Here is a 26,413-nt window from a genome sequence, read left to right on the forward strand (position 1 = left end):
AACAAAATATAAACATTAAAAATCAACACCTTACAATAAACAGAGAACGAATAAAATATAAAACAATGATGGTAATTTCATGTTTTATCAAAGGGGAAAGATTAAAGTATCCGGGTACTTAATTAGGAGTAAGACTATGTCAGAAAAAATGCAACATACAAAACACACCACCTCAGAGAAGATGAAAAGAATCTATGGTGATGTAGAGCACAAACACAATAAAGACCACTTGGAATTTGAAGATAAAGTTAAAACTCATCCTCACCAAAAACATGGTGGTAAAAACGAAGGCCATAAACATTTAGTTAATCACCACTCAGATGGTCATCATGACAAACATCACCATGATAAAAAGCACAGCCACAAAACTTCTTCTAGAACTCATCATAAAACAAGTTCTAAGTAAGAGAATTAATATATCCCTAGCGTAATAACTGCGCTTATAAAATAATATTTGGAATCGAAAATGAATCGTAATGACGAAAAACAGCTAGAAACGCTTAGCCCATTTGAAGTAAAAGATACACTGATGAAGCTTGCTGCTGAAAACAAAGATCACGCTATGATAAATGCTGGTCGAGGCAACCCAAACTGGGTAGCGACAGTGCCAAGAGACGCATTTTTCCAGTTAGGTATGTTTGCTCTACAAGAATCTAAAGCAACCTACTCTCAATACCCTGGTTTTGGCGGCATGAGTGAAAAAGACAATATCTCAACGCGCTTTCTGTCATTCTGTGAAGACCATGAACAGAATGAAGGCGTTCGTTTTCTTCTAAATGCATTTAGCTTCTTAACAACTGAACACAAACTTGATGCGGATGAGCTCATCTATGAATGGGTAGAAGGCATTCTGGGCGATAACTACCCTGTACCTGATCGCATGCTTAAAAACTGCGAGTTCATTTCTCGTAAATACATTGAACAAGAGATGGGCAGCAAAGCTGGTTTACCAGACTCTCACTTTGATTTGTTTGCTGTCGAAGGCGGCACTGCTGCGATGGTATATATCTTCAACACATTGAAAACCAACCGTCTTCTAAATAAAGGAGATAACATTGCCATTGGTGCACCAGTGTTTACACCTTATCTAGAAATGCCAGAGCTTGAAGACTACAGCTTAAACAAAGTAGAGATAATGGCGTCAGAAGAGACACAATGGCAAATCCCAGATAGCGAACTAGAAAAGCTTCGTGACCCTAAAATCAAAGCCTTCTTCCTCGTTAACCCAAGTAACCCAGCTTCAGTTAAACTGAGCGATGAAACACTGCAGAAAATTGCAGATATCGCCAATGAGCGCCCAGAGCTGATCGTGCTGACTGATGATGTGTACGGTACGTTCACCGATAACTTCACCTCATTGGCAATGTTAGCACCCAAAAATACTATTCTGGTGTACTCATACTCGAAATACTTCGGTGCAACTGGTTGGCGTTTGGGCGTAATTGCCCTAAATGAAGACAACAATCTTGATAAGATGATTCAGGATCTACCAGAATCTACACGTCAAGAACTGACTCGACGCTATAGTGGTATCAGTCTTGACCCTGCAAATATAAAGTTCATCGACCGACTTGTTGCTGATAGCCGTGCAGTTGCTCTAAACCACACTGCTGGACTGTCTACTCCACAACAAATCCAAATGGCACTGTTTTCTCTGCTTGCTCTACTAGAAGGTGGTAAAGAGTACCAAGATAACGCGAAACGCATAGTACGTGCTCGCTATCACACACTCATGGAAAAATCGCTGACTGAGCCAACCATCGCTGAAGACAACAGTAATGGCGCTTTCTATTACGTTGAGATTAATATCCAAGACCTAGCAACATCTGCGTACAGCAGTGATTTCTTTGCCTGGATGCAAGAAGGCTATGAACCGCTAGACTTCCTAGTTCGCCTAGCCGAAGAAAGTAGTATTGTGGTCATGCCTGGTGGTGGTTTTGATGCTCCAGAATGGTCACTACGTGTCTCTCTCGCTAACTTGCCACAGTCGGCTTATGCGACAATTTCAACAGCAATCAATGCCGTTTTAGAAAGCTACTATCAAACTTATTTGAACAATCGATAGTCAATTCTTAGCGCTGAAAGCCTCGTTACAAAAATGTATCGAGGTTTTTTTTGTATTTTCACCAATACTATCCAATACTTCTTTATTAGATACAGTAAGTTATGAATGGTCTATGAAAAATCAAAAAATACAATTTAAAATAGATGATTGGGTGTTTTATCCATACGAAGACAAGTTCGTTTTGCATGGAGAAGATATCGTCATTGATAACAGGCTATCCAAGCTTTTTCACTTCTTATGTGAAAATCCCGACACCGTGTTCTCAAGAGACGAACTTATTAACGAAGTGTGGAACGGGTCAATCCTAACAGACCAAGTTATCACTCAAGCTATTTTTGAGCTAAGGAAGATACTCAAACAGCACGGCAACCACCCATATGGCTACATTGTCACGGTTCCAAAACGTGGATATAAGCTCGATGCGACTGTTGAAAAAGTCATAGAAACACCTCAACCTGTCATCGAAACCACTGATTCTGTCTCTGAAAAAATTGATGTTTTGCGAGACGAGTCGGCACCTGAAACAACCGATATTGTTCTCCCTGAAGCAGGAGCAAGCACGGAAGTCGAAGCCTCTGCGGCTGAGCCAGTACGTCAACGCCCCGCCATGCAAACTGCAACAAAGAAAACTGGTTTTAGGAAGCGCTGGATTGCAACCGCGGCATTACTCGTTATCGGCATAGGTGTGGGTGCAAGCTATCTGCACGTAAAGCAAAATGATCGAGCCGCTGCAAAAGTCATCGAGCCCATTGCCACACCAAGTTACCTATCTCTTGAACCTCGTTATATTCACGTCATTCTTGAAGATGGAGTCCTACGCGATGATCTGAAAGTAGGGTTTACTAAAAAGCTTTTGGAACTGCTTAAAACCTATAAGGATTATCGTGTCATCTATGACGGTCCAGCATCTAAAGTAGCGGCAAATGAACTTAAATTTGCAGCATCCAAACGCGATAACCAAGACTACATTGAAATTGAATACGTGAATCGCATATCTGGCCATAAACATCTTGATCGCAAATATCGAGTTACAGAAGACATGCTGAAGCCGTCTTTGAAAAAGTCGTTAGACGATTTGTTGGATTCATTTAATATCGAAATTGAAAAGTCACTAATCGCGGATTTGGTCGATGAACTTCCTAACGAAGCTGCATCAATTGAGTCAGCTTTGACGTCTATTGGCGCGTCTTATCATGACTATACTCATACCAGAGCCATTGAGCTCATTGAAGAGGCCAAAAAACTTTCGCCAGACAACCCTTACGTTGTCGCTACCGGCTATATTTTTAACGTATCTAGAATGTACCTTGATCCGCCACACAACATGGCACAATATCTAGAGCAGTTAAACACAGAGACTTTGCTGAAGTTTGAACAGTTTGCTAGCGCCAATCAAACTACGCCAAGAGTTCTTGAAGCTAGTGCTATGATGGCGTTGACCAACGATGAACCATTGCAAGCGAAGACCATATTACAAACCATTCCTCATGAACGGCGCACTGTGTTTTTCTATATTTTAAATGCGAAAGCCTCAGAACTAACAGGCAACAGAGACGCGGCTGAAGAGTTCTATTACCACGCTGTCCTAGAGTCCTCAACTATTCAAGTTCTAAATCTATCTGAAGTGTTGTTCTTCAATAGCGACCTTTCCGATATCAAGAAAAAGGTAGAAACAAGCTTAAGCGAGAATGACGCAGTATAAGTCAAAAAGGGCAGCGTGGTTAATACCACACTGCCCTTCTATTTACGGAGGATTTGGAACAATCACTACCATCGATAGGTCAACATAGCCATTACGCTTTTTCGACCTTCACCAATATTAGCCTCAGCGGAGACACCATAGCTTCTCGCTAAGTTCCAGTTAAAGCCAACAATGCCTGACCAATCATTCGTATTGTACTGATCAATGCTGTAACTCAAGCCTTGGATATCTAACGCATCTGTTTCACTTGTTGTACCGGTGTTATTCATATACGAAACACCAATGTATGGACTAAATAGACCCCAGTTTTCAATGTGATAAGACCGTCCTACACGAGGGCTCACAGCAATGGTTTGACTCGATGTACGACCATCATCAGTTTGAGACCATGTATAACTGATTGGTAACACACCAAAGTATTCTCCAAAACCAGCAACAAAGTTCGTCGATATTCCATAGTTCCAACCCTTAAATTCTGGAGAAAAAGATAGAGAGGGTAGGTTGTTCAATGCATTCGATAACTTGTCACCACAGTAGTCATTGAAGCGGTTACACGTCACTTTAGAATTCGCTAACTTGTCAGATAACGTACCAGGGAACACCGAGCCAGGTATTGTTACATTAAGATCCGTATTACCATCAAAACGCCCTACATGGGCGCCTACTTGCATGAATGGAAATAACCAAGCGGCTGCTCTTAGTTGCAATGTCGCAGTTTTGACATCAGGATTGCCAAAGTCGATTTGGTTTAAATCAACCACATCACCTAATGACACATTTCCTACATTAACATTTAGATTATTAAAGCCAATATTCTGCTCAGTATAAGTAGGAATAATCGACAATGAAAAAGGCAACGGTAAATCAAAGCCCAGGTCAATTGCATTCTGAGCGTAAAATGGAAGCGCATGTTGCCATTTCCTATCGAGCTTTTTCTGTTCTGTTAGCTCTTTAGTTGCTACAACATCGCCAGTTCGTGTTGCATTTCTCGCTTCTCTTCGTGCCTGCTTAATATCCTCTCTCGATTGCAACCAAATATCTTCATTATTTAGAATTGTGCTATCCGCATAACTCGGTGAAGAAATAATGGCGAGAAGAAGTGTCGACAATACTGCCTTTTTCATTCTGATTACTCTTATAATGGTTAATATATCGTGATCATGTATGTTATTTAGTACTCACAAATATATTGAAAACTGAGATTAGTTAAGAATTGTGTAACCACGCTCTTTCATACAATTGCGCATAACGGTATCTTTCTCACTTTGGTAATTCGCTTCAGCTTGTTGTTTTTCAGCAGAACTGCCTAATACACCTGTTACTAAACCAATTCCTGCGCCAATTCCTGCGCCTTCTGAACCAGAACCACCACCAATTGCGGCTGCACCAGCACCTAAGGCAGCAGCACGTCCCATATGTTTAATCGTAGTGCGTCCTGTACCTTCAACATTTTGCTGTTGTACTTGGTCACTTAATTGTTGACATTGATACATATCTGCACTGTATTTCTCTTGGTCAATACCTTTTGTATCGATGATTAGATTATCGGCAAATACTTGAGGAGAAATAATTAAACCGATAAGGAGAGTTAGCTTTAGACTTTTCATGTTAATTCCAGCTTGTTGGTTGATTTACAACTACTCTAACTGAAAATTCCGCTACAAAAATCAACGTAAAATAAAGGTTAAATAATAGCTTTTTAAACCTCATAAAAATCATAAATCAGCTAGATAAAACCTCATAAAGAGGCGATAAAATCCCAATAAAAACACATAGTAATCCATTGTTTTACATGTAAAAAATAAAATATAGCAGAGTCTAATTTATCCATGATTACAAGTGGTAACTCATGACATAAACTTCTCGAAAATTCTAATTCAACAAATACATCGGAGAAGAAATGTCAGCTTCATCATATTTCACCAATGCAGAGTCTAAAGATAGTCTCTCGCACTACTTAGGCTCAATTAGCAAGTATCCATTACTTAGTGAAGAAAAAGAAAGGACACTAGCTAATAAAGTAGTTACAGAAAATTGCTCACAATCGTTAAATGAGCTGATACTGCCTCATTTAAGATATGTTGCTTACATTGCCAAAAATTTCGTTGGCTACGGTATGTCTACTTTAGACATTATTCAAGCTGGCAATGTTGGACTAATAAAAGCAATAAAGAAGTTCAACCCTGCTCGAGGAATTCGATTAGTTTCTTTCGCTATTCACTGGATAAAGTCAGAAATTAACGAATACATAATCAAGAATTGGAGCATGGTAAAAGTTGCAACAACGAAAGAACAGAGAAAATTATTTTTTAACTTGAGAAAGCACAAAAATGATTCTGGCTGGGTAAGTGAAGAACAAGCGAAAGATATTGCGAAGAATCTAAAAGTACGAGTGAGGGATGTATTTGTAATGGATGGACGACTATCTAATAAAGATAAACAGTTAGAAAGTCATAATTATGATGAAGAATTTCACTGCCCATATACTGAAGACAATTATTTTCGCGAGCATCGCGACGATTTCGCAGACAATCATGAAGAAGAAAATTGGAGTAACCACCTATCTTCTGAGCTAAAGATTGCAATACAAAAGTTAGATGAGCGCAGCAAAGATATTATTTTTCATCGATGGCTAACCAACGAAAAAGCCACACTCTCAGAGTTAGCAGACAAGCACCAACTATCCGCTGAGCGAATTCGTCAAATTGAAGTCGCCACGTTAGCAAAGCTAAAGAACCTAATGGGTCACATACCGATGGCTAACGCAGCCTAACACTGTCATTACAACAATATTAACTACCTTTACGGCATTAGAATGAAAAACACATTTAAAATTACACCGCTTATTTTATTAGCCATAGCTAGCTCGGTAAAAGCGGATACTTTGACTGAAATCTACGACTTAGCTAAGCAAAACGATCCTCAGTTACTTAAAGCTTCTGCACAAAGAGACTCTGCCTTTGAAGCCATTAACTCTACTCGAAGTGCACTACTACCTCAGATCGACCTAACAGCAGGCTACGCGTATCAAGATAGCGATCGTCACACAACCGACGGAAGCACCACGGATCTGAGCTTAGGATTGTCCCAATCCATTTATGATCGCAGCAGCTGGATAGCCCTCACTATCTCGGAGAAAAGTGCCCGTGAAGCCGATGCACGCTATGCGTCTACACAGCAACAAGTCATCTATAACGTCGCCGAGGCGTATTTTAATGTATTGCGTGCCGAAGATGACCTACGGTTTATTCAAGCCGAGAAACAGGCCGTGGCAAAGCAACTAATGCAAACCGAACAACGTTTTGATGTTGGTATTGCTCCAATCACCGATGTACAAGATGCACGAGCGCAATATGACAGTGTTCTAGCTCAGGAAATCCAAGCCAAAAACAATGTCGAGAACGAATATGAAGAGTTGCGAGCCATTACAGGACGACAAGCGAGTAATTTGGCTGTGTTAGATACTGCTCGATTCTCTACTTCGTTACCAAGTAAAAACGCTGATCAACTCGTCGCACAGGCGACAAATGAGAACTTAGATCTTTTGGCAAATCGCATTCAAAAAGATGTTGCCAAGGAACAGATCTCTCTCGCTCAATCTGGCCATCTGCCGACTATTTCACTGACATCGAACTATAGCTATACAAAAAACTATAACGAACCTAATGACCCAGTGACGGGTGCACAAATGGATGACGATGAAAACCTATTTAACCTAGGAATTTCGATCGATTTACCAGTGTACTCTGGTGGACGCATCACATCTGAAGCCAAGCAGGCTGAATATCAATTTGTTTCTGCGAGCCAAGATTTGGAATCGACGTTCAGAGAAGTACAGAAAGATGTTCGAGCCATTAATAATAATATTCGTTCTTCCATCGGTTCTATCCAAGCCTATAAACAGTCAGTTATCTCCGCGGAATCAGCCCTTACCGCCACTCAAGAAGGCTTTAATGTTGGCACGCGCACTATCGTCGATGTTCTAGAGAGCACTCAGAACGTCTATCAAGCAAATAAGAACCTGTCTGACGCACGCTACCAATACATTTTATCGCAAGTGCAACTCAAGCAAGCGATAGGAACTTTGAGCGAGCAAGATATCGTAGACATCAATGCTGGACTAAAGAAGGTCAACTAAAGCAGTTCCTTCATCAATTACGCCCATCCATTGACTGGCATGGGCATGTTTTCTACAAGGAACATGAACAAAACTTCGGATTAACAATGAAAATAACAAGTAAAAACGTGCAGCTCCCACCTAAAACGACATCACTTATTGCAGATAAATATCAACACTTAGTGGACCGTAATTTAGACCTGCTCTTTAGTCGTTGTGAGGTCGTCTTTCATAATGGTTTTGGTGATTATGAGGTGTCGTTAAAGGTGCACTTAGAAACACAATCTTTCTATGTCCTTCGCACTGATTTGCTACTCGATAATGCTATTGAAGACGCTTTTCTGTCGCTATATTACAAAATCGAAAAATATGAAAACAAGTTAGCCGCTAAACAGTTTTTTCGTTCTAAACTTCAGAAAATTCTACGATTTTTGAGTAGCGGCAAGGCGAGGCGTTCAGCAAAAATTACTTACTAACGTTGGGTTGGATTATGCAAGAAAGATGGATGTAAATGAGCTGGGTGGTTTATGGATAGGAAGAGTCGGCATTATAGGATTGATGTTTCCGATAGCCTCGCATCCTGCGAGGCCGATGATCGACTTAGCTGCCAATTAAGTTGAATAAACTCGCATCATATGCCGCTAACATCTTTTCAAACAGTCCAATCGGGACTGCGTAGTAGACTAACGTATTCTTGGACAATACAGCAATTGCATTACCATCACATTCATTCAATACTTCAGTGGGCTCACTGTTCATTCTTTTAGTACACGTGCAGTAATCACCTAAGATTATATGTTCATCAACGCCCACTTCGCTCGACATATCTTTACCTCTTTACATTGTATTTAGAGCAATTGTTCTAATAATTTTCTCAATACATTTAACTTCATGATAGTTAATGTTTTTCCACAAATGACTGCCATTTTGAGAACTCAACCAAACTGACGCCGGATGATGTCTCCATAACCATAAGACAGATGACATGCTGCTTTTCCATATGGCTGAAGTCGACAGAAACGAGAACAGGCGTTGATCAGTGGCTCACCGCATTTTTATCAATGAGTTAAAACATGCGGCAAATTAAACCTAAGAAACGAGCAACACATCTAAACCTGCTACGCTTCGCATGCTTCTTTCTAACGTTCCTTCCATATTGACCACACTATGATGCTTGCCCAGTATAATCAGGTCAGCGTCCACAATTTCGATTACAGCATGCATCTCCCGGCTAACATCACCGTTTTTAATGTAGATATTTTCCTTCGAGATCGGGTAGGCACTCACGATAAATTCCAGCTCCTTTGTATCGTGTTTTTGCTCAAGTTCGACAACAAACTCTCTATAAATATCTCCCCAGTATGCTAAAGAATATGGGTTGTATTCCACATTTGGGTGAACGTAAACCAGACTGATTGTCGCTCCTAAGCTAAATGCTAGGTCAGTGGCATTTTTGATGAGCTCAGCGTCACTATGCTCGAAGTCTATCGCTAAAAGTATATTTCTGTATTTCATATTACCTCAAGAATTTTCAATCTATTGATTGGTGGATTTTTAATCCAAACATTCTTTAAGTTAATACGAGGAAGAATCTAATAAATAAGATAGCGATAATATCCTGATAGTATTTCCACTGGAAAGAACTGTTTTTTTAATAAAACCTAAAAAACCAAAACAAAAGCTAAACGCCCATCAACAAGACTACGTAACCAACTGTTTTAAAATGAATATTTTTAATTTATACAGTGTTTACCTACTAATGATTTAGAGGTAAGCGGTTTGTTTTAATATTTTGCCTCACCTAAAAACACTAATACTCACGTATCTATTTTAATGGGAAATATAAATGCAAATCACATCTATGCACGTTGATATCACTCCATCTATGAAAACACTTATCGAAGAGAAGTTTGCTCATATTCAAGGGCACTTTCATTCTATCAATCAAGAAAAATGCCATATTATCTATCATGAGAGTTATCGTCTGTTCGAAGTTGAGCTTACTGTACATCTCGATCATGAACAGTTCTTCACCAAAAAGTCTAACGCGACATTCGCAATTGCTCTGCAAGAAGCGACCCAAGCAGTTTTACACTCATTAGAAAAACACAAGACTAAGCTGTCTGCTAAACATCACAACCATCACCACAACGAACCAATGTAACGGTCTGCCAATGATAGAAAAATACCAAACATATCATTGCAACCTGTGTGGCAATGAAGTCGAAGTGACATGTGTTGGCGGTGGTCAATTGACGTGTTGCCAGCAGTCAATGCAAGTGAAAGAGATGGATAGCGTCTCTATCTATCTTAAGAAAGCCTTTGAAGGCGAGGCAGTGGCGTTTACGAAGTATAACTTATACTCGAAGCTCGCGCGAAAGTCAGGCTATCACCATATCGCTGATCAGCTTGCACATATTGCCGCCAATGAACTGGTACACGCCAAACTTCATTTCAAACATATAGAACAACGCACGTTAGGAGCTCGCTTAACCGATATTGCCGCTGCGTTAAAAGACAGCATCGATGGCGAAAGTTTTGAATCTGTCGCGTTTTATCCTGAGTTGTCTGAACTCTGCAACTCGCACGGTGATTCAGTAGTCGCGGATCACTTTCTTAATATAGGGGCGATTGAGAAAACGCATGATGAGCGTTTATCTAATTTACTCTATCGACTTGAGTCAGGTTTTGAATTCGAGAGCCTAATACCAACTGAATGGATTTGTGAAAAGTGTGGTCACACACACATCAGCCCCAAGGCATTCGATGAGTGTCCCGTTTGTCACCATGATAAAACTTATCAAAGACGAATGGCGGAAACTAGCCACCGGATTGCGATTTTATAGCCAGGAGTAATTTTGAGTAAACGTATAAAAAAACTCGTTTTTGAGGGAGTCGTAGGCTTGTTTTCTCTGGTTACGATTTTGGCTTATGCCGCCAACGCTCAGCCAGAAAACACTGGTGAAGTGACACTTTCACAGCCAATTGCTACAGCTAGTTTTGAGTCTACTATGACGTGTTCAGAGTTCCTCGAATTAGACTACGACCTGATGCCTGTAACGTTAGGTTACCTAGTTGCATGGAATCATAAATCCAATAGTGAAGTGCAAGTGTTCGATATCACTCAATTAGATGCTATTGAAATTGATGAAATCGTCGACCAATGCCACAAAGCTCCTGCTGCACGAGTACACAAAGTTGTCGCAAAGCAGCTCGCTGATGCTAAATCGGAACAAATCGAAAAATTACTATAGGTATCAATGATGAATAATTCTAACGTTGTCGCAATTGCGCACACACATCTGGATGCAAAACATATTGTAACCACCTTAGTCGACCAGGGATTTCCTATAGAGTGCATATCTATCATTGGGAAGGGCTATGAAACGGAAGAGCACGCTACCGGTTTCTACAACACAGGCGACCGCGTCAAAAACTGGGGGAAAACAGGTGCCTTCTGGGGCGGGATTTGGGGCGCACTTGTGGGCTCTGGCTTATTTTGGTTACCGGGTATCGGGGCGGTTGTTGCCGCTGGCCCCATTGTGGCTGCTGTTGCAGGTGCTGTTGAAGGCGCTGCAATAACAGGTGGAGTAACAGCCATCGGTGGAGCATTAGCCAGTATTGGTATTCCAAAAGACACCATTGTCAAATATGAAACCGCCATCAAAACTGACAAGTACTTAGTCGTATTCGATGGTGAAAGTGAACAACTAAAAAAAGCACGCAACTTTGTCCAAAACCACAAAGGCAGCACACTTTAATCCAATCGGCACATGGATGTGCACCTCCTATATGTTAGCTATAGTCATTTGATATGTTTCATTTTATTTTTTTGTTATTTAAATTATAAATGACTTACCACCATTTGATGCCTTTGCTCTATGACAAAGTTACACTCTCTCCCGTACTGAAACAGGTTGAGAACCATCATTAGGTAGCCGTGATTTCTACTTAATGATGGTTTGACACCTTTCTAATTGAAGTCACAATTTTACTCCAACCATAGCCACTGCATTATCAACTACTAGCCTTTTCTGATGTTAGTGCTATCATCGCTAACGATGACACCTAACCAAACACTATCTGGAGGAATTTGATGATTGTAATGCGTACCCACTTGGTAAAGTTGGTTTAATAAAGCGAATTAATTAGCAAACAACACTCTCATTTCGTTTAGAAATCGATCATACTTTACCCGGTGTTCCTTTACCGGGGTCTTAGTGCACCCGCACACACTTACATCGGTAAGTACCTGACCCTATTTAAAATTGCATATTTTGTGTATTTTTAGGTACTAACAATGAGTTCTATTTTTACCCATCCAATCTCAATTAACGAACTTGGTTGGAAAACATTTTTTCAACAGCAACTGACATTAGAAGAATACGACGGTATCGTCCTAGGGCGCGTCATTGCGCATCATCGCAGCGGATATGTTGTCTGTACGGAACAACAAGAGTTCCATCTAGAACATCACATTCATTATCCTCAGATGACGGTTGGTGACTGGATTTTACTCGATGAACAACATCGATTTCTTCGCCTTCTTGATCGCCGTTCTTTGTTCAGTCGCAAAGCGCCTGGTTCAAAAGTAGATGAGCAATTCATTGCCGCCAACGTAGACACGGTTTTTATTGTTTGTTCGCTCAATTACGACTTCAATCTAAGTCGGATAGAGCGTTACCTCACTCTGGTGAATGAAGCGAGATCCGAAGCGGTTATCGTGCTAACCAAAGCAGATCTCTGTAACGATGTAGATGACAAGCGACAACAAGTACAAGCGCTTGATCCATTCTTGATCATTGAAACTGTGAACGCACTGGATAGCGGTACGTTACAAGGATTGCGCTCTTGGTGTGGCAAAGGACAAACCGTTGCCTTCATGGGCTCATCTGGCGTAGGTAAATCCACCTTGGTGAACAGCCTGATGGACGACCAAACACAGGCAACAGGGTCAATTCGTGAGGATGATAGCAAAGGTCGTCATACTACGACGTCTCGCTCGATGCACAAGATGCCAGAAGGCGGTTTGTTACTCGATACCCCTGGAATGAGGGAAATTCAGCTAACCTCGAGTGAAGAGGGATTAGCAGAAACGTTTAGTGACGTTGAACTTTTGGTCGAGCAGTGTCGATTTAGTGATTGCCAACACACCAATGAACCCGGCTGCGCGGTGCGTAAAGCACTTGAGAATGGAGATATCGACGCAAGGCGCGTAGATAACTACTTTAAACTGATGCGAGAACAAGCTAGAAACAGCGCTTCATTAGCGGAGAAAAGAAGTAACGACAAACAACTTGGCAAGTTTTATCGTTCTGTTCAAAGCGAGAGTCGACATCGTAAAAAAGGCTATTAGCATTAGTCATTTAACGTTGTAAATATGAATCAAAAGACCGCTTTTACGCGGTCTTTTTTTGATAGAGCTTTACGATACACTTTCTAATTTCATATCAGTAATACACGTATTATCCATAATACTTGTTCCTATCACTTTGGTTGCTTTCTTGCCTTTATAGTTCACTATAATCTCAAGGTGTTCTCGGTCCCTAGGTAACCATAAGTCAATGAATCCGTTAGGATTGGTTTTAGCCATTTTGAATAAGAGCTGCCGATGACTATCCTTATCATAAACGGTGACGCCCATTTTCTCGTTTTGCAACTCACCTGTACAACCCGTCGGTAAGTGCATATCACAAGGGTGCATTTTGTTTAGATAAGGTGCAATTGAGACTAGGAACTCCTTCTCAAGTGGCACTGCCCCAAGGCTGCCATCTTTGAACTGTCCAACAATCTTTGTTGGTTTCACTTGAATAGAAGCTTCACCAGTACGAAACATAGCATTCGCCTCGTCTAGCGCTTCATGAGGTGTCAGTTTGGAAAACTCTGAACCTTGACTCGCAAACACACCAAAACTCGCTAGCATTGAAGCAACTAAGATTAATCTACGCATCGTATTCACCCAAAGAAGTAAGCAAGAGCGAATACAACCACACCAATGATTGCGATGTATTTAAGTGCAGTGCCCATACTTGCTCCGCCGCCTGCTGGCGCTTTATTACAACATCCCATGATGTTCCCCTTCTGTCGTTAGCCTACGAACCAAACTAACCTTTACCCTAAGGGGAGGGTCAATAGAGAATTTTGATAAAAATTCATATAAAACAACCCAGCATCTGATAAACGATATTCCATTTATGATCATTTCGAATGGATTGGCTGTAGAACTGGGCAGATGAGACACACAACAATCCCTCTAGAATTTTCATTATCACGCTGATGTTTTGAATACTGCGTTGTACAAAAACATCAACTTGGTAACATTTATCAAAACAATAAACTATAAATTGCAACAAATACCACAAATTTTATCTAAAAATAAATTATATGTAGACACATTAATTTGCATGGATAATATAAAACGCGCAAACACACTTTTTTACAAAATAAAGCCGACCAATCTTCGTCGAAAACTCTTATCTAAACGAATAGGAGTCGTCAAACGACATTAGGTCCGGCACCACTTATACAGGGATAAAAAATGCAAAGTTCTAGCTTGTTAGCTCGCTATGCCAATGGCAACCTGGTTCTCCAGATCCTAGCGGGTATCGTTTTTGGTGTTATCCTCGCACTCGCTTCTCCTTCAACTGCTCAAAGCTTCGGAATGCTTGGTAGCCTGTTTGTCGGAGCATTGAAAGCTGTTGCCCCAATTTTAGTCTTCATTCTTGTTGCAGCTTCTATTGCTAATCAAAAGAAAAACCAAACCACTCACATGCGCCCAATCGTGGTGTTATATCTAATTGGTACTTTCTCCGCATCATTGACAGCGGTATTACTAAGTTTCCTTTTCCCAACGGAGCTCACCCTCGTTGCTGGTGCAGAAGGTGCAACACCACCTCAAGGTATTGCAGAAGTCCTTCACACGTTGTTGTTTAAGCTTGTAGATAACCCGGTCAGTGCGTTAATGAACGCGAACTATATTGGTATTCTAGCTTGGGCAATTGGTCTAGGTTTAGCACTACACCACGCATCTGATACGACAAAAGCAGTGTTCGAAGACCTGAGTCATGGTGTTTCACAGATCGTGCGCTTTATTATCCGCCTAGCGCCATTTGGTATCTTTGGTCTTGTAGCTAATACATTTGCAACAACGGGCTTTTCGGCACTTGCTGGTTACGCGCAACTACTATTCGTTCTACTTACTGCAATGGCGATCATTGCCCTTGTTGTGAACCCAATCATCGTTTATGTAAAAACCAAAGAGAATCCATATCCACTTGTATTCCAATGCCTTCGTGAAAGTGGTGTAACGGCTTTCTTCACTCGTTCAAGTGCGGCAAACATTCCAGTCAACATGACGCTCTGTGAAAAATTAGACCTAGATGAAGATACCTATTCAGTCTCTATTCCACTAGGTGCAACCATTAACATGGCTGGTGCTGCGATTACAATTACTGTGCTAACACTAGCAGCGGTTCATACTATGGGCATTGAAATTGATATCCTGACAGCATTGCTACTGAGTATTGTTGCTGCAGTATCAGCATGCGGCGCATCAGGCGTGGCAGGTGGTTCTCTACTGCTCATCCCTCTAGCATGTGGTCTATTCGGTATTTCGAACGATGTGGCGATGCAAGTGGTTGCTGTTGGCTTTATTATCGGCGTGATTCAGGATTCAGCAGAAACAGCACTGAACAGCTCAACAGACGTAGTGTTCACTGCGGCGGTTTGTAAAGCAGAGCAGAACAAATTGAGCTAACATTGTACTCAAACAAAAACAAAGGGCTGCGCATCGCGCAGCCCTTTTTCGTTTTATAATGACCCGTCTCTACGGGTCTACCTTAATGATGCTCAAGTGGTCTAGCTGATTCAGTAACTCTGACTGATGATTTCCTTGATCAGTCATTACATTACTATCGGCAATACCCAAGTCATTCCATCCAATACCCTCAAGAGTGATATCCGTTTGCTCACCATTGTTGGTGACACTGATAACTGTTGTCGCTGGATCAGTGTTGTCGTTCGGATCATCATTAACCGTAATGGTAATGTTTCCTAGCAAATCACCTAAATTGTCGTGATCTGGCAACAAGTCAGAGATATCCAACTTATCATCACCAATATGGAAATCCGTTACGGTTTGCTCTGCAGGGTTGGTTGTGGTGCCAGCACCTTCCTCAGTAAACAAGAATAAATCAAAGCCGTCTCCACCGGTAAGAATATCGTTACCGCCACCGCCGTAGATAATGTCACTCTCATCCGTACCAATTAACGTCTCAGATGCTCCTGTACCAATGCGAATTTGGTCGGGTAGCGTGAGCTGCTCAGATTGATGTAGAGCCAGTAGCACCTCAGTTGGCGTCATACTGTCCACTTCCTGTTGAGAAACACCTAGAAGCGATGTCAGTGTCACACCTTCCAATACAATAGACTGTAACACTGCCCCACTATCACTGATCTCAATAACCGTATCACCAGACTGCTCTGACACACTCAACTGGTCTGTTAATTGCTGGTCAGCTTTAAAGTCGACTGCAGTTAGGTCAACCACATCATGTTTCACGTTTGGATCAGTGGCTGCAAAGTCACGTACATCAAAGTCTTTAATCGTATCCGTTCCAGCGAGACTCGCTGTTTCCCAACGGAAAGTATCTTGCGAATCAGTGTCCACACTAGTACCACCGCCAATAGGAATAGAGTTACCAAATAGCCACTCATCATCCGAGGTTGCGGTAAGAATGTCGTCAAGCGAACTATCGCCAATCTGACCTTTGTTCCCCGTCACTGTGATGGTAATTGGCTGTACGCTATCACCACCAGGAGCGCCATCTGTAGCTTCAATATAGAACGTCTCTGTAGCAGTTTGGTCTCCAGTGAGTGCATTACTGCTGCCAGTAAGTAATACGTACGCCCACACGCCAGTCGCCACGTTGAATGTAAGCGTCCCATACTGGCCTGTTGCAGTAAATGTATCACCACTCAATGTCCCGTTACGCAACGAGCGAGTCACCGAAGCACTATCCACATCGGTGATGTTCACTGTTCCGGACACAGAATCAGTCACACCTTCTTGAACACCTTTGGCAAAATCACCAGTGATGCTTGGCGCATCGTTGGTGCCTTGGATGGTTACTTTGACTGTCGATACGGTGCCATCCACAGATTTCACGTTAAAGGTATCATCGACCGATTGGCCCACATTTAAACTATTGAATGACTCGTCTGCAATATACGTCCAGTTTCCATCAGCATCGATAGAGAACGTACCATGATTACCTGCGACATTGGTCTGTTCCTGGAACTTATTGTCAGGATTATCGATATCTAAAGAGGTTAACGTACCACTTGTACTCAGCACCGCGTCTGTTTCCTGCAAGGTCACATCTGCACTGCTCACTGTAGCGGCATCATTAGTACCCGTGATGACTATCTTCACCTCAGAGGTAGTGCCATCAATAGAAGTCACCGTAAAGCTCTCTTCTGCTTTCTGACCTTCTGCTAGGTTATCGAAATTACTCTTAGCGGTGAATGTCCACACGCCCGCTGCCGTAAGGGTAAACGTACCTAAGTTACCCACTGTCCCATTTTGAGCAACAAATACGTTATTTGCATTATCAGGGTCATCTGCCGTCAGCGTCCCGTTAGCCGTTAGTATGCTGTTACTTTCTGTAAGGTTCTCAGTAGCAGCACTAATGTCTGCAGCATCGTTGGTACCGTTGATTTTCACCGTAACAGTCGATGGCGTGCCATCAACAGAGGTGACATCGAACGTTTCTGAGACGCTTTGACCGACGTTTAAATGATCAAATGACTCTTTAGCAACAAATGTCCAAACACCATTGGCATCAATACTGAACGTACCGTACGTCCCTACTTTGCTGCTAGGCGTAAAGGTATTATCCGCGTTATCAACATCACTAGACGTTAAGGTATCGGTAATTGTCAATGGAGCATCCGTTTCATCTCGCTCCACAGAGCCAACACTTACCGTAGCGGCATCATTGGTACCCTCGATCTTCACCGTCACACTCGTTGGCGTTCCATCGATAGTAGTAACAGCAAAGGTTTCTTCAACACTTTGACCAACATTCAAAGAATTGAATGCTTGGTTAGCCACAAACGTCCATTCGCCGTTGGCATCGATACTAAACGTACCGTATGTGCCTTGCTTATTGTTTTGAACCGTAAACGTATCGTCAGGGTTATCGACGTCCGTTGAATTGAGATTGCCTGACATCTGCAGCGGTGCATCGGTCTCGGCATGAGTTTGAGACTCAGGAGCAACTATCGCAGCGTCGTTACGGCCTTCGACCGTGACTTCAATTGTCTGCTTGATTGCATCGCCTTGAGCCACACCACCAACCAAGCTCTCAATAAATAGGTCAAAGTTTTCAGTGACTGGACCATCGTTAAGACTGTTGGCTTTATCTTGGTCTAGTACGTACTCCCACTTGACACTTTCCGGTGTATCTCCTGCAATTAGCTTAAGCGTACCGTACGTACCTTGGATTTCCGTCACCATACCGGAGTTACTCAAGCTATAGCTGTGAGTATCGTTATGGTCAACATCAGCGATCGTCACCACACCATTAGCCGTGCCAGATTCTGCGCCTGCTGGATCTTCATGTACGGTTCCAGTGGCAACGGTATTTGCAGCAACAATGGTTGGAGCATCGTTGGTACCTGTCACTTGGAAATTGACAGTAATAGTATCTGAGGCACCGTGTTCATCCGTGACTTTCACTTGATAGCTCAATGGACTAGACAGCGTTTCACCTTCTGATAAATATTCAAAATCACCAGTCAGATTAAAGGTCCAAGCTCCGGTCACCGGATCGACCGTCAATTCGCCTCTTGGATCACCAGAGACTACTTGCCAGTGATGGCTATCCGCCACATTAACAGTATCAACATCACCAGAGTCAAAGTTGCCAGTAAGCTGCGTCGTGGTGTTTTCCGTCGCCATTTGTTCGCCAATATCCACGATTTGCGGTGCATCGTTGGTACCGACAATAGTGATATTAATGACATGTTCATTGGACTCTTCTGTTGCCGTTACGCCAGAACTATCTGTCGCGACAACACTCACTTGAATAGTTTTAGTCTGCCCTTTGGCTAGCGCATTAATCTCTGGATTGTTCTCGTCAACCACGAACTTCCAGTTACCGTTGTTATCAACAGTGAACGTACCAAGATTTGAGTCTTGTTTTACAGAGAAGGTATGAGTGTCACCAACGTCAACATCGGAGACCGTGACTTTACCTGCCGCGGTGCTACCCAAAGCATCACTTACTGAGCCTGAAGCCGAGCCTGATACGGTTGGTTGATCGTTAGAACCGACTACCGTCACTTCTACTTTTTGAGTAACTTCAGCACCGAATTGATCGGTGGCGCGTATTGTGAACTCTTCCGTTACCGTGACGCCTTCACCTAATGATTGAACATGAGGCTTGTCGTTGAATAGAACGTATTTCCAAGTATTTGTAGATGGGTCAACGGTAAAGTGGCCGTAAGTACCATCCAAATTAGTAGGGTCTAACGTAACAGTATCTTTAGTATCAAGATCATCCAATACAATAGCCTTAGTTACTGATACGGTTGTTCCACCGCTATCGATGACGTCTTCAGTCACAGTTCCATCAACAGTGGTCATCGTAGGTGCTTGGTTTTCACCCTGAATGTTAATGGTTAGAGTTTGTGTTGCGGTTGCACCTTTCGGGTCAGTAACGACGACTGTCCAAGTCTGCTCAATAGTTTCATTCGCACCCAACGCAATAATGTCTGGGTTATTTGGATCGACTTTATAAGACCATGTACCATCAGCATTAAACACCAACGTACCATAGGCATTATTAACGTTGTTAGGTGTAGCAACCCATGTATGATGCCCTTGATCTTGAGTATCAATATCAGTCACAGCGAGTTTTCCGGATATTGTTTGATCAACATCGTCGGCAACGATGGTTTCTTCAACATTAGCCTTGAGCGTTGGCGCATCATTTTGACCATTCACATCAATAACGATCTCGAGTGTTTGTGGCAAACCATTGTCATCAACAATAGTTTTTCCGTATTGGTCTACAGCGTAAACCTCAAAAACATCGTGCTTGGTTTCTCCCTCTTGGAGTGATTGCACAGCTCTACTGTCATTATCTAATGTAAAGACCCAAGAACCATCATCATTAACGACAATACTGCCATACGTTCCATTGCCATCAACTAAAGTCCAGGTAATCTGACTTCCAAGCTCAATGCTCGGATCTAGTACCAAAGGCCCACCTGCGTTATCCGAGCTAATGACAATCTCAGAAGGACCTGTACCTGTTTCATTACTATCGCTATTGTCTTCATTGGCAGTGATAGTCTTGACGATATATTTTTCATCATTCGGGTTAGGGTTTTCGAAGTTTTCAGCTGACCCTATTACCTTCACTTGGACTTCTCGGCGATCCGATTTAGTACTCGCTCCCTCACCAGCTTCAGTATCAGTCACGGTTACGTAGAATGTATCAAACACCTCTTTTTCGGCAGGAAGCTCTTTTGATGGATCCAGTACGTACGTCCATTTACCAGTATCAGGGTCGATGGTTAACGTACCATATTCACCCTGTATATCTTCTACTGCCCATACGTGAGAATCACCTAGATCAGCATCATCTACACCCAGTACACCCGATATAGAATCTGTCACATCTTCGTGCGCTTCTCCGAGCAATACTGTGTCATCTTGAGGTTTTGTAATGTCCGTGTTGTAAGTAATTTCTGGTTTATCCGCAGAACCATTAATCGTGACATTGACGTCTATGTAGAACGGACCAACAACAATTCGCCATGACTCAGTTGCTGTCTCACCTTCATCAAGGCCTTGAACAAGCACAGAATCGTTGTCCAATTCATATTTCCAACCGCCAGTTGCCGTTCTAACAAGCTGCCCATAAACACCACCGTTTACGGGTATAAAGTTCGCACCTTGTGGAATAGGGAAAATGAAAGAGTCTCTATCAACCAATTGTTGATCTTCCGTGACTTCTAGTTCGGAGACATCAACAGGAATGATACCGCCGCTGCCAGAACCATCACCTGGATCTTGTTGACCTATAACATCAATTACGATTTCTTGACGGTTTGAAACACCGCCGTCGTTATCCGTCGCAACAACATAGAATTTTTCTTGTACCGTTTCACCCGCAATCAATGCTTGCGTCGCAGGTAATGAATTATCAAGAACGTAAGTCCATTTACCGTCATTGCCAAGAGTCAAGGTCCCATACGTGCCAACACCCGAAGGAGCGCTGCCCGATGCACCACTACTCTCTATTGACCAACTTACAATAGAACTGTTGTTGTCTACATCAACGGCAGACAATTGACCATCTGTTCGCGTAAGATCGATACCAAACTGTGCTGCCGTGCCATCTTCCACTACGGTACCTGTTGATTCACCTGAAATAACTGGTACATCATTTCGGCCTTCAATCGTAATCGTAATATCTTGGGTAACTGTTGCACCATTTCTATCTGTCACCAAAATGGTAAAGACTTCCGTCTCGGTTTCACCCTCGGCAAGCGATTGTAAAACATCATTTTTTGGTACAAATGACCATTTACCATCTTTATCGATTGAGAGCTCACCACTTAAACCGTTATAGACGTTGTGACTTTGTCCTGAAGAAATAACCACTTCGGCTTTATCGTCATTGTCATAATCAGTAAGAACTAATTGTCCCTCAATTGGTGTAGAGTCATCGCTGGTATCATCTGTTCCATTGTCCTCTACATAAGTAGCGGACACGTCTCCTGTGACAACTGGTGCGTCATTCTGGCCTTCAATTTGAATCGTAACGGTTTCAACAGAAGTAGCGCCTTGACTATCAGTTACTTTCACTTCAAAAACATCGGTAACAATCTGCCCAGGTTTCAATGCTCGGATTTCAGAAAGCTTGCTTTGTTGGTCATAGGTAAACGTCCACTTACCATTCGAGCCCATTGTAAGCGTGCCATATTCACCACGACCGTTGTTCGAATCACTGATTTCCCATTGATGAACATCGTCCGCATCAACATCACCAGAACTTAATTGACCCGATGTTGTATATTGACCCGCTTCTATAGCATCTTCAAAAATAACCTTATTTTGAGCGCCAGTGATGTTCGGTGCGTCATTTTCACCTTCGATAACAATCTTGATTTCTTGAATCGACTCAACACCATACTTATCTCTAACCCGAATCTGAACAGTGTCACCACCAGGTAATATGTCTCCCTTATCAAGCGAGTCCACATCTGGGTGGTTATTGTTCAGCACATAAGTCCACGTACCTGTGGCTTCATCAATACTGAAAGTACCGTATTGACCACTTTGCAATACACTCCAAGAGACGATTTCACCCTGATCTGGATCACCACCACCGATAACATTGTTATCTAGTTGATCTTGGGTCGGAATACCCGCAATGATCGTTCCACTCAGAGCGGCTCCATCTTCTATAACGGTATATTCAGGTTTAACAACAATTTCTGGTTCACTGTTGGTGCCCGCAACGGATACCGTAACAGTAATCGTGTCTGTTAAACCGCCAGCGTCCGTTACAACAACTTGGAAAGTATCTGTTACCGTCATGCCTGGTGGTATTGAGCGAGTAGCCAGTGAGTCACTGTCGAGCTCGTAAGTCCACTTACCATTATCATCAACCGACAGCTGACCGTAGGTACCCGTCGCTTTCCCATTGACTGGATTCTCACCCTGAACCTGCCAAGAATGAGTATCACTAGAATCAATGTCAGATACGGCAAGGTTACCCGTCGCCACTTCACGTCCTGGAGTGTCTTCGATAACACTACCAGTTGTAGTACCCGCAAGTTCTGGAGCATCATTCGTTCCAGAAATATTGATAGTAATGGTTTGAGTATCAGAACCATTGGATTGACCTGAGCTGTCTTTAACCGTGACGGTGAAGGTTTCCGTTAGCGGTGTATCTCCCGGTCTCAATGCTTGCACAGACGGGTTGCTATTATTGAGGGTGTAAGTCCATTCACCAGTCACTGGATCGATAGAAATGTTACCGAACTGTCCTTTCCCGGTATTCAAAGACCATGAATGTGTGTCATTGGTATCGACATCTCCTGGATCAAGCTGGCCGACAAATTTGATAGGCTGAGAGGGGTCATTGCTAGGGAAATCATCTTCGGTAACACTACCTACAAAGTCTCCATTAATGACTGGCTGATCGTTGGTCCCCGTGATATTTAGAGTGATGGTTTTTTCATTAACGGCACCAAACTCATCGGTCACTTTGATGGTAAATGTTTCCGTAACTACTTCACCATGAGCCAATGCTTGTACTTTGCCACTTTGAGCGCTGGACGTTTCAAGATCGTATCGCCATTTGGTGACACCATTGGCATTCTCAAAAATAGTCAGAGTACCGTACTCACCAACACCACCGTTACTATCAGTAATTTCCCAAGTATGGTCATCGTTAGCATCAGGGTCTCCATCTTTCAAAGCTCCCGAGCGAGATTCAACACCATCTTCGACTAAGTTAGTATTGCCATTGATTTTAATTTTCGGTGCGTCATTGGTACCCGTAATATCAATGGATACGACTTCTGTACTCACTGCTCCGAACTCATCGGTCACTTTAACATTGAACGTAAGTTCTTTAGTTTCACCTTCTCTTAAAGCTTGGGTTTCTTTCGAACCATTCTTCAATACGAACTTCCACTGACCATCAGGTTGAACTACAAGGTTTCCGTATGGTGTTGAACCGTTGTCGACAGAGAAAGTCAACTGTGCATCGGCATCGATATCAGTACCGTGTAATGTACCAGTGGCAATTCGTGTACCAGCTACAGAAGTTCCGTCATCTAAATTTCCGGCCTCGACCACCGAACCACTTAAGTCACTTGCATTGGTGAACGTGGGTTGATCGTTAGTACCTTTTACCGAAATAGTAATGACTTCAGTATTTAGCGCACCCAACTCATCTCTTACCGTAACGGTAAAGTGAATATCCTGAGTTTGTCCCTCTTTGAGCGCCTGAGTTTCGGGAGAGTTATTATCTAATGTAAAGGTCCATTGGCCATCTGGTAAAACAACTAAGTTACCAAAGTCACTACTACCGTCATTGACGTAGTACGTTAGATTACTGCCGGCATCTGCATCAGAGCCAACCAACGTACCTGTCGCTTGAGTGACTCCGGAAACAATCGTACCGTCATCATTATTTCCGGCCTCAATTACAGTGCCGGTCAGATTGCTAGCGCTAGTGATCTGTGGTTGATCATTGGTCCCTGTAATATTGATTTTGACGACTTCGGTATTTACTGCACCAAACTCATCAGTGACCTTAACCGTAAATGAAAGCTCTTTAGTTTCATTTTCTCTCAGTGCTTGTGTATGTACAGAGTTGTTGTCTAATGTAAACTTCCATTGGCCATTTTCCTGAACAACCAATTCACCATAATCATTGCTTCCATTATCCACTGAGAACTTAAGCTGAGCATCCGCATCAACATCTGTCGCAGTCAATGTACCAGCAGCAACGGCGACACCCGCAACAACCGTTCCGTCATCTAAGTGTCCGGCCTCTGTGACAGCCCCATTAAGAACACTAGAACTAGTAAATGTCGGTTGGTCATTCGTGCCCTTAACGGTAATGGTGACGGTTTCAGTGTTAATCGCGCCTAATTCATCCCGTACTTTCACAGTGAAAGTAACATCGTGGCTCTGACCTTCTTTCAAAGACTGTACCTGAGAAGACGTATTATCTAGAGTAAACTTCCAGTCACCATCATCGTCGACAACCAATGTGCCATAGTCACTGCTACCATCATCAATTGAGAAAGTGAGGCTTGAGCCAGCATCTACGTCAGCACCGATCAGCGTGCCTTCAACCTCTGCAGTACCAGTAACTGGCGTGCCATCATCTTGATGTCCTGCTTCTTTTACATCGCCAGACAGATCACTTGATTGGGTTATCGTTGGTTTATCATTAGTACCTGTGATGGTAATTTTGACGACTTCAGTATCAGTCGCGCCAAATTCATCCGTGACTTTTACGGTAAAAGACAACTCTTTAGTTTCATTTTCTCTTAGCGCCTGAGTTAGCGAGGAGTTATTATCTAGTGCAAATGTCCATTGGCCATTTGGTTGAACCACTAAATTGCCATAACCCGTTGCTCCATTTTCAACAGAGAAGGTTAACTTAGCATCTGCATCAATATCTTCTGCATGCAACTGACCAGACGCAGATGGAGTTCCTGGAACAGCCGTTCCATTGTCCAAATGCCCTGATTCAATAACATTGCCCGATAACTCACTCGTGTCAACAAAGGTTGGTTTGTCATTGGTACCTTTGATAGAAATGGTCACCACTTCATTATTAATAGCACCGTGCTCATCGCGAACTGTCACTGTAAAGTTGACGTCTTTTGTCTGCCCTTCTTTCAGAGCTTGAGTTTGCTCTGAATTATTGTTCAGCGTAAAGGTCCATCGACCATCCGGCAACACAACCATGTTTCCATAATCGCTAATACCATTCTCGATGTAATATGTCAGCGTGCTATCTGCGTCAACATCAGTACCAACTAACGTCCCAGTTGCGACATCCGTTCCAGGCACCGTAACACCAGAGTCCGTATGCCCAGCTTCAGTAACGGTAGCTGCGAGAGTACTGCTTGAAGTAAAGGTTGGTTGATCATTGGTACCCGTTATAGTGATGGTCACCGTTTCGGTGCTCACCGCACCAAACTCATCGGTCACTTTGACCGTAAAGCTAACGTCTTTAGTTTCACCTTCTTTAAGTGCTTGCGTCTCAGTCGTGGTGTTATCTAGCGTAAAGGTCCATTGACCACTTTCTTGCACCACAAGTTTGCCGTAAGGACTGTCGCCATTGTCCACAGCAAACTTCAACTGTGCATCAGCGTCTACATCATCCGCAGTCAAGGTACCGGTAGCCGTTGGTGTACCTGATATAACATTGCCATCGTCATCATGGCCCGCTTCAGTCACAGCACCAACAAACTTACTGCTGGCATTAAATGTTGGCTGGTCGTTGGTACCCGTAATGGTGATGGTCACGGCTTGCTCAGTCACTGCCCCTTTATCGTCGGTCACTTTCACCGTGAAAATGACGTCTTCCGATTGGCCTTCTTTCAGCTCTTGGGTAGCGTCTGAGTTGTTATCTAAAGTGAACGTCCATTTACCCGTCACCGGATCGATAGCGAAGCTACCGTAGTTGCTGCTGCCTTCGGCGCTAAATGCCAGAACGGAGTCGGCATCCACGTCAGTGGCTTCAATAGTACCCGTTGCACTTGGCGTGCCAGATACCACGGTGCCATCATCTTCATGGCCCGCTTCTTTCACCGCTCCCGCCGTTACGCTATTACCACCAATAGTCGCAGCATCGTTGGTACCGGTAATAGTAATGGTCACCGTTTCAGTGTTCACCGCACCAAACTCATCGGTCACTTTGACCGTAAAGTTAACGTCTTTAGTTTCGCCTTCTTTGAGTGCTTGCGTCTCAGTCGT

Annotated in this window: 18 protein-coding genes; 12 read left to right on the forward strand and 6 right to left on the reverse strand. The window is 42.8% G+C overall.

Translation table 11 applies throughout. The features are described from left to right. The first annotated feature begins 136 nt into the window (after window positions 1–136). The 3 genes from OH456_RS03085 (at window position 137) to OH456_RS03095 (ending at window position 3,767) form a co-directional block, all read left to right on the forward strand. Window positions 137–406 (forward strand): hypothetical protein, encoded by a 270-nt coding sequence (locus OH456_RS03085; RefSeq protein ID WP_006070224.1) that lies wholly within the window; start codon window positions 137–139, stop codon window positions 404–406. A 60-nt stretch (window positions 407–466) separates the two neighbouring features. Next, window positions 467–2,065 (forward strand): bifunctional aspartate transaminase/aspartate 4-decarboxylase, encoded by a 1,599-nt coding sequence (locus tag OH456_RS03090; protein WP_270032767.1) that lies wholly within the window; start codon window positions 467–469, stop codon window positions 2,063–2,065. Window positions 2,066–2,177: 112 nt separating this feature from the next. Then, entirely contained in the window at window positions 2,178–3,767 is a 1,590-nt protein-coding gene (locus OH456_RS03095; protein WP_096443790.1) for a winged helix-turn-helix domain-containing protein, read from the forward strand. Between the two features lie 65 nt (window positions 3,768–3,832). Here the strand turns inward: OH456_RS03095 and OH456_RS03100 are convergent, their stop codons facing one another. Both OH456_RS03100 and OH456_RS03105 read right to left on the reverse strand, forming a co-directional pair. After that, window positions 3,833–4,891: a hypothetical protein gene (locus OH456_RS03100; protein ID WP_270032768.1), complete on the reverse strand. Its 1,059-nt coding sequence runs from the start codon at window positions 4,889–4,891 to the stop codon at window positions 3,833–3,835. Window positions 4,892–4,969: 78 nt separating this feature from the next. Next, entirely contained in the window at window positions 4,970–5,374 is a 405-nt protein-coding gene (locus OH456_RS03105; protein WP_006070228.1) for a hypothetical protein, read from the reverse strand. A 293-nt stretch (window positions 5,375–5,667) separates the two neighbouring features. Between OH456_RS03105 and OH456_RS03110 the strand changes: the two genes are divergently transcribed. The 3 genes from OH456_RS03110 (at window position 5,668) to OH456_RS03120 (ending at window position 8,360) form a co-directional block, all read left to right on the forward strand. Next, entirely contained in the window at window positions 5,668–6,540 is an 873-nt protein-coding gene (locus OH456_RS03110; protein ID WP_006070229.1) for an RNA polymerase factor sigma-32, read from the forward strand. Between the two features lie 42 nt (window positions 6,541–6,582). Further along, the gene (gene tolC / locus OH456_RS03115; RefSeq protein ID WP_270032769.1) at window positions 6,583–7,905 is read left to right on the forward strand and encodes an outer membrane channel protein TolC; all 1,323 of its coding nucleotides are present in this window, start codon (window positions 6,583–6,585) and stop codon (window positions 7,903–7,905) included. 86 nt (window positions 7,906–7,991) lie between these two features. Beyond that, window positions 7,992–8,360 carry a hypothetical protein gene (locus OH456_RS03120; protein ID WP_270032770.1) on the forward strand — a complete coding sequence of 123 codons (369 nt, stop codon included), beginning with the start codon at window positions 7,992–7,994 and terminating at the stop codon, window positions 8,358–8,360. Window positions 8,361–8,484: 124 nt separating this feature from the next. On the opposite strand, the gene OH456_RS03125 is transcribed toward OH456_RS03120, so the two are convergent. Together OH456_RS03125 and OH456_RS03130 are read right to left on the reverse strand one after the other, a co-directional pair. Next, a complete protein-coding gene (locus OH456_RS03125) occupies window positions 8,485–8,709 on the reverse strand; it encodes a hypothetical protein (protein ID WP_006070232.1) in 225 nt (74 codons plus the stop codon). A gap of 264 nt (window positions 8,710–8,973) precedes the next feature. Continuing rightward, window positions 8,974–9,399, reverse strand: a complete 426-nt coding sequence (locus OH456_RS03130; RefSeq protein ID WP_270032771.1) for a universal stress protein — start codon at window positions 9,397–9,399, stop codon at window positions 8,974–8,976. 331 nt (window positions 9,400–9,730) lie between these two features. Between OH456_RS03130 and hpf the strand changes: the two genes are divergently transcribed. The 5 genes from hpf to rsgA all read left to right on the forward strand — a co-directional run bounded on the left by hpf (window position 9,731) and on the right by rsgA (window position 13,240). Next, window positions 9,731–10,048: a ribosome hibernation-promoting factor, HPF/YfiA family gene (hpf, locus tag OH456_RS03135; protein WP_270032772.1), complete on the forward strand. Its 318-nt coding sequence runs from the start codon at window positions 9,731–9,733 to the stop codon at window positions 10,046–10,048. A gap of 10 nt (window positions 10,049–10,058) precedes the next feature. Continuing rightward, window positions 10,059–10,730 (forward strand): ferritin family protein, encoded by a 672-nt coding sequence (locus tag OH456_RS03140; protein ID WP_006070235.1) that lies wholly within the window; start codon window positions 10,059–10,061, stop codon window positions 10,728–10,730. A 12-nt stretch (window positions 10,731–10,742) separates the two neighbouring features. Beyond that, complete coding sequence (locus tag OH456_RS03145; RefSeq protein WP_038221944.1) at window positions 10,743–11,138, forward strand: HdeA/HdeB family chaperone; 396 nt, start codon at window positions 10,743–10,745, stop codon at window positions 11,136–11,138. 9 nt (window positions 11,139–11,147) lie between these two features. Further along, a complete protein-coding gene (locus OH456_RS03150) occupies window positions 11,148–11,645 on the forward strand; it encodes a DUF1269 domain-containing protein (protein WP_038230861.1) in 498 nt (165 codons plus the stop codon). 539 nt (window positions 11,646–12,184) lie between these two features. Further along, window positions 12,185–13,240: a ribosome small subunit-dependent GTPase A gene (gene rsgA, locus OH456_RS03155; RefSeq protein WP_198558623.1), complete on the forward strand. Its 1,056-nt coding sequence runs from the start codon at window positions 12,185–12,187 to the stop codon at window positions 13,238–13,240. A 69-nt stretch (window positions 13,241–13,309) separates the two neighbouring features. On the opposite strand, the gene OH456_RS03160 is transcribed toward rsgA, so the two are convergent. After that, window positions 13,310–13,834, reverse strand: coding sequence for a CueP family metal-binding protein (locus tag OH456_RS03160; RefSeq protein WP_006070239.1), 525 nt, complete (start codon window positions 13,832–13,834; stop codon window positions 13,310–13,312). Window positions 13,835–14,422: 588 nt separating this feature from the next. Between OH456_RS03160 and sstT the strand changes: the two genes are divergently transcribed. Continuing rightward, entirely contained in the window at window positions 14,423–15,640 is a 1,218-nt protein-coding gene (gene sstT, locus OH456_RS03165; protein ID WP_006070241.1) for a serine/threonine transporter SstT, read from the forward strand. A 69-nt stretch (window positions 15,641–15,709) separates the two neighbouring features. On the opposite strand, the gene OH456_RS03170 is transcribed toward sstT, so the two are convergent. Further along, window positions 15,710–26,413, reverse strand: a 10,704-nt coding sequence (locus tag OH456_RS03170; protein WP_270032773.1) for a VCBS domain-containing protein, incomplete at its 5' end; no start/stop codon positions are given.

Source organism: Vibrio sp. La 4.2.2 (assembly GCF_027586995.1).
Lineage (GTDB): Bacteria > Pseudomonadota > Gammaproteobacteria > Enterobacterales > Vibrionaceae > Vibrio > Vibrio mediterranei.

What these genes read in the sequence shown, in the direction of transcription:
- hpf (WP_270032772.1), top strand. Translation starts at nt 9,731, where the DNA reads ATGCAAATCACATCTATGCACGTTGATATCACTCCATCTATGAAAACA.
- OH456_RS03125 (WP_006070232.1), bottom strand. Translation starts at nt 8,709, where the DNA reads ATGTCGAGCGAAGTGGGCGTTGATGAACATATAATCTTAGGTGATTAC.
- rsgA (WP_198558623.1), top strand. Translation starts at nt 12,185, where the DNA reads ATGAGTTCTATTTTTACCCATCCAATCTCAATTAACGAACTTGGTTGG.
- OH456_RS03150 (WP_038230861.1), top strand. Translation starts at nt 11,148, where the DNA reads ATGAATAATTCTAACGTTGTCGCAATTGCGCACACACATCTGGATGCA.
- sstT (WP_006070241.1), top strand. Translation starts at nt 14,423, where the DNA reads ATGCAAAGTTCTAGCTTGTTAGCTCGCTATGCCAATGGCAACCTGGTT.
- OH456_RS03130 (WP_270032771.1), bottom strand. Translation starts at nt 9,399, where the DNA reads ATGAAATACAGAAATATACTTTTAGCGATAGACTTCGAGCATAGTGAC.
- OH456_RS03100 (WP_270032768.1), bottom strand. Translation starts at nt 4,891, where the DNA reads ATGAAAAAGGCAGTATTGTCGACACTTCTTCTCGCCATTATTTCTTCA.
- OH456_RS03140 (WP_006070235.1), top strand. Translation starts at nt 10,059, where the DNA reads ATGATAGAAAAATACCAAACATATCATTGCAACCTGTGTGGCAATGAA.
- OH456_RS03095 (WP_096443790.1), top strand. Translation starts at nt 2,178, where the DNA reads ATGAAAAATCAAAAAATACAATTTAAAATAGATGATTGGGTGTTTTAT.
- OH456_RS03160 (WP_006070239.1), bottom strand. Translation starts at nt 13,834, where the DNA reads ATGCGTAGATTAATCTTAGTTGCTTCAATGCTAGCGAGTTTTGGTGTG.
- OH456_RS03120 (WP_270032770.1), top strand. Translation starts at nt 7,992, where the DNA reads ATGAAAATAACAAGTAAAAACGTGCAGCTCCCACCTAAAACGACATCA.
- tolC (WP_270032769.1), top strand. Translation starts at nt 6,583, where the DNA reads ATGAAAAACACATTTAAAATTACACCGCTTATTTTATTAGCCATAGCT.
- OH456_RS03110 (WP_006070229.1), top strand. Translation starts at nt 5,668, where the DNA reads ATGTCAGCTTCATCATATTTCACCAATGCAGAGTCTAAAGATAGTCTC.
- OH456_RS03085 (WP_006070224.1), top strand. Translation starts at nt 137, where the DNA reads ATGTCAGAAAAAATGCAACATACAAAACACACCACCTCAGAGAAGATG.
- OH456_RS03105 (WP_006070228.1), bottom strand. Translation starts at nt 5,374, where the DNA reads ATGAAAAGTCTAAAGCTAACTCTCCTTATCGGTTTAATTATTTCTCCT.
- OH456_RS03090 (WP_270032767.1), top strand. Translation starts at nt 467, where the DNA reads ATGAATCGTAATGACGAAAAACAGCTAGAAACGCTTAGCCCATTTGAA.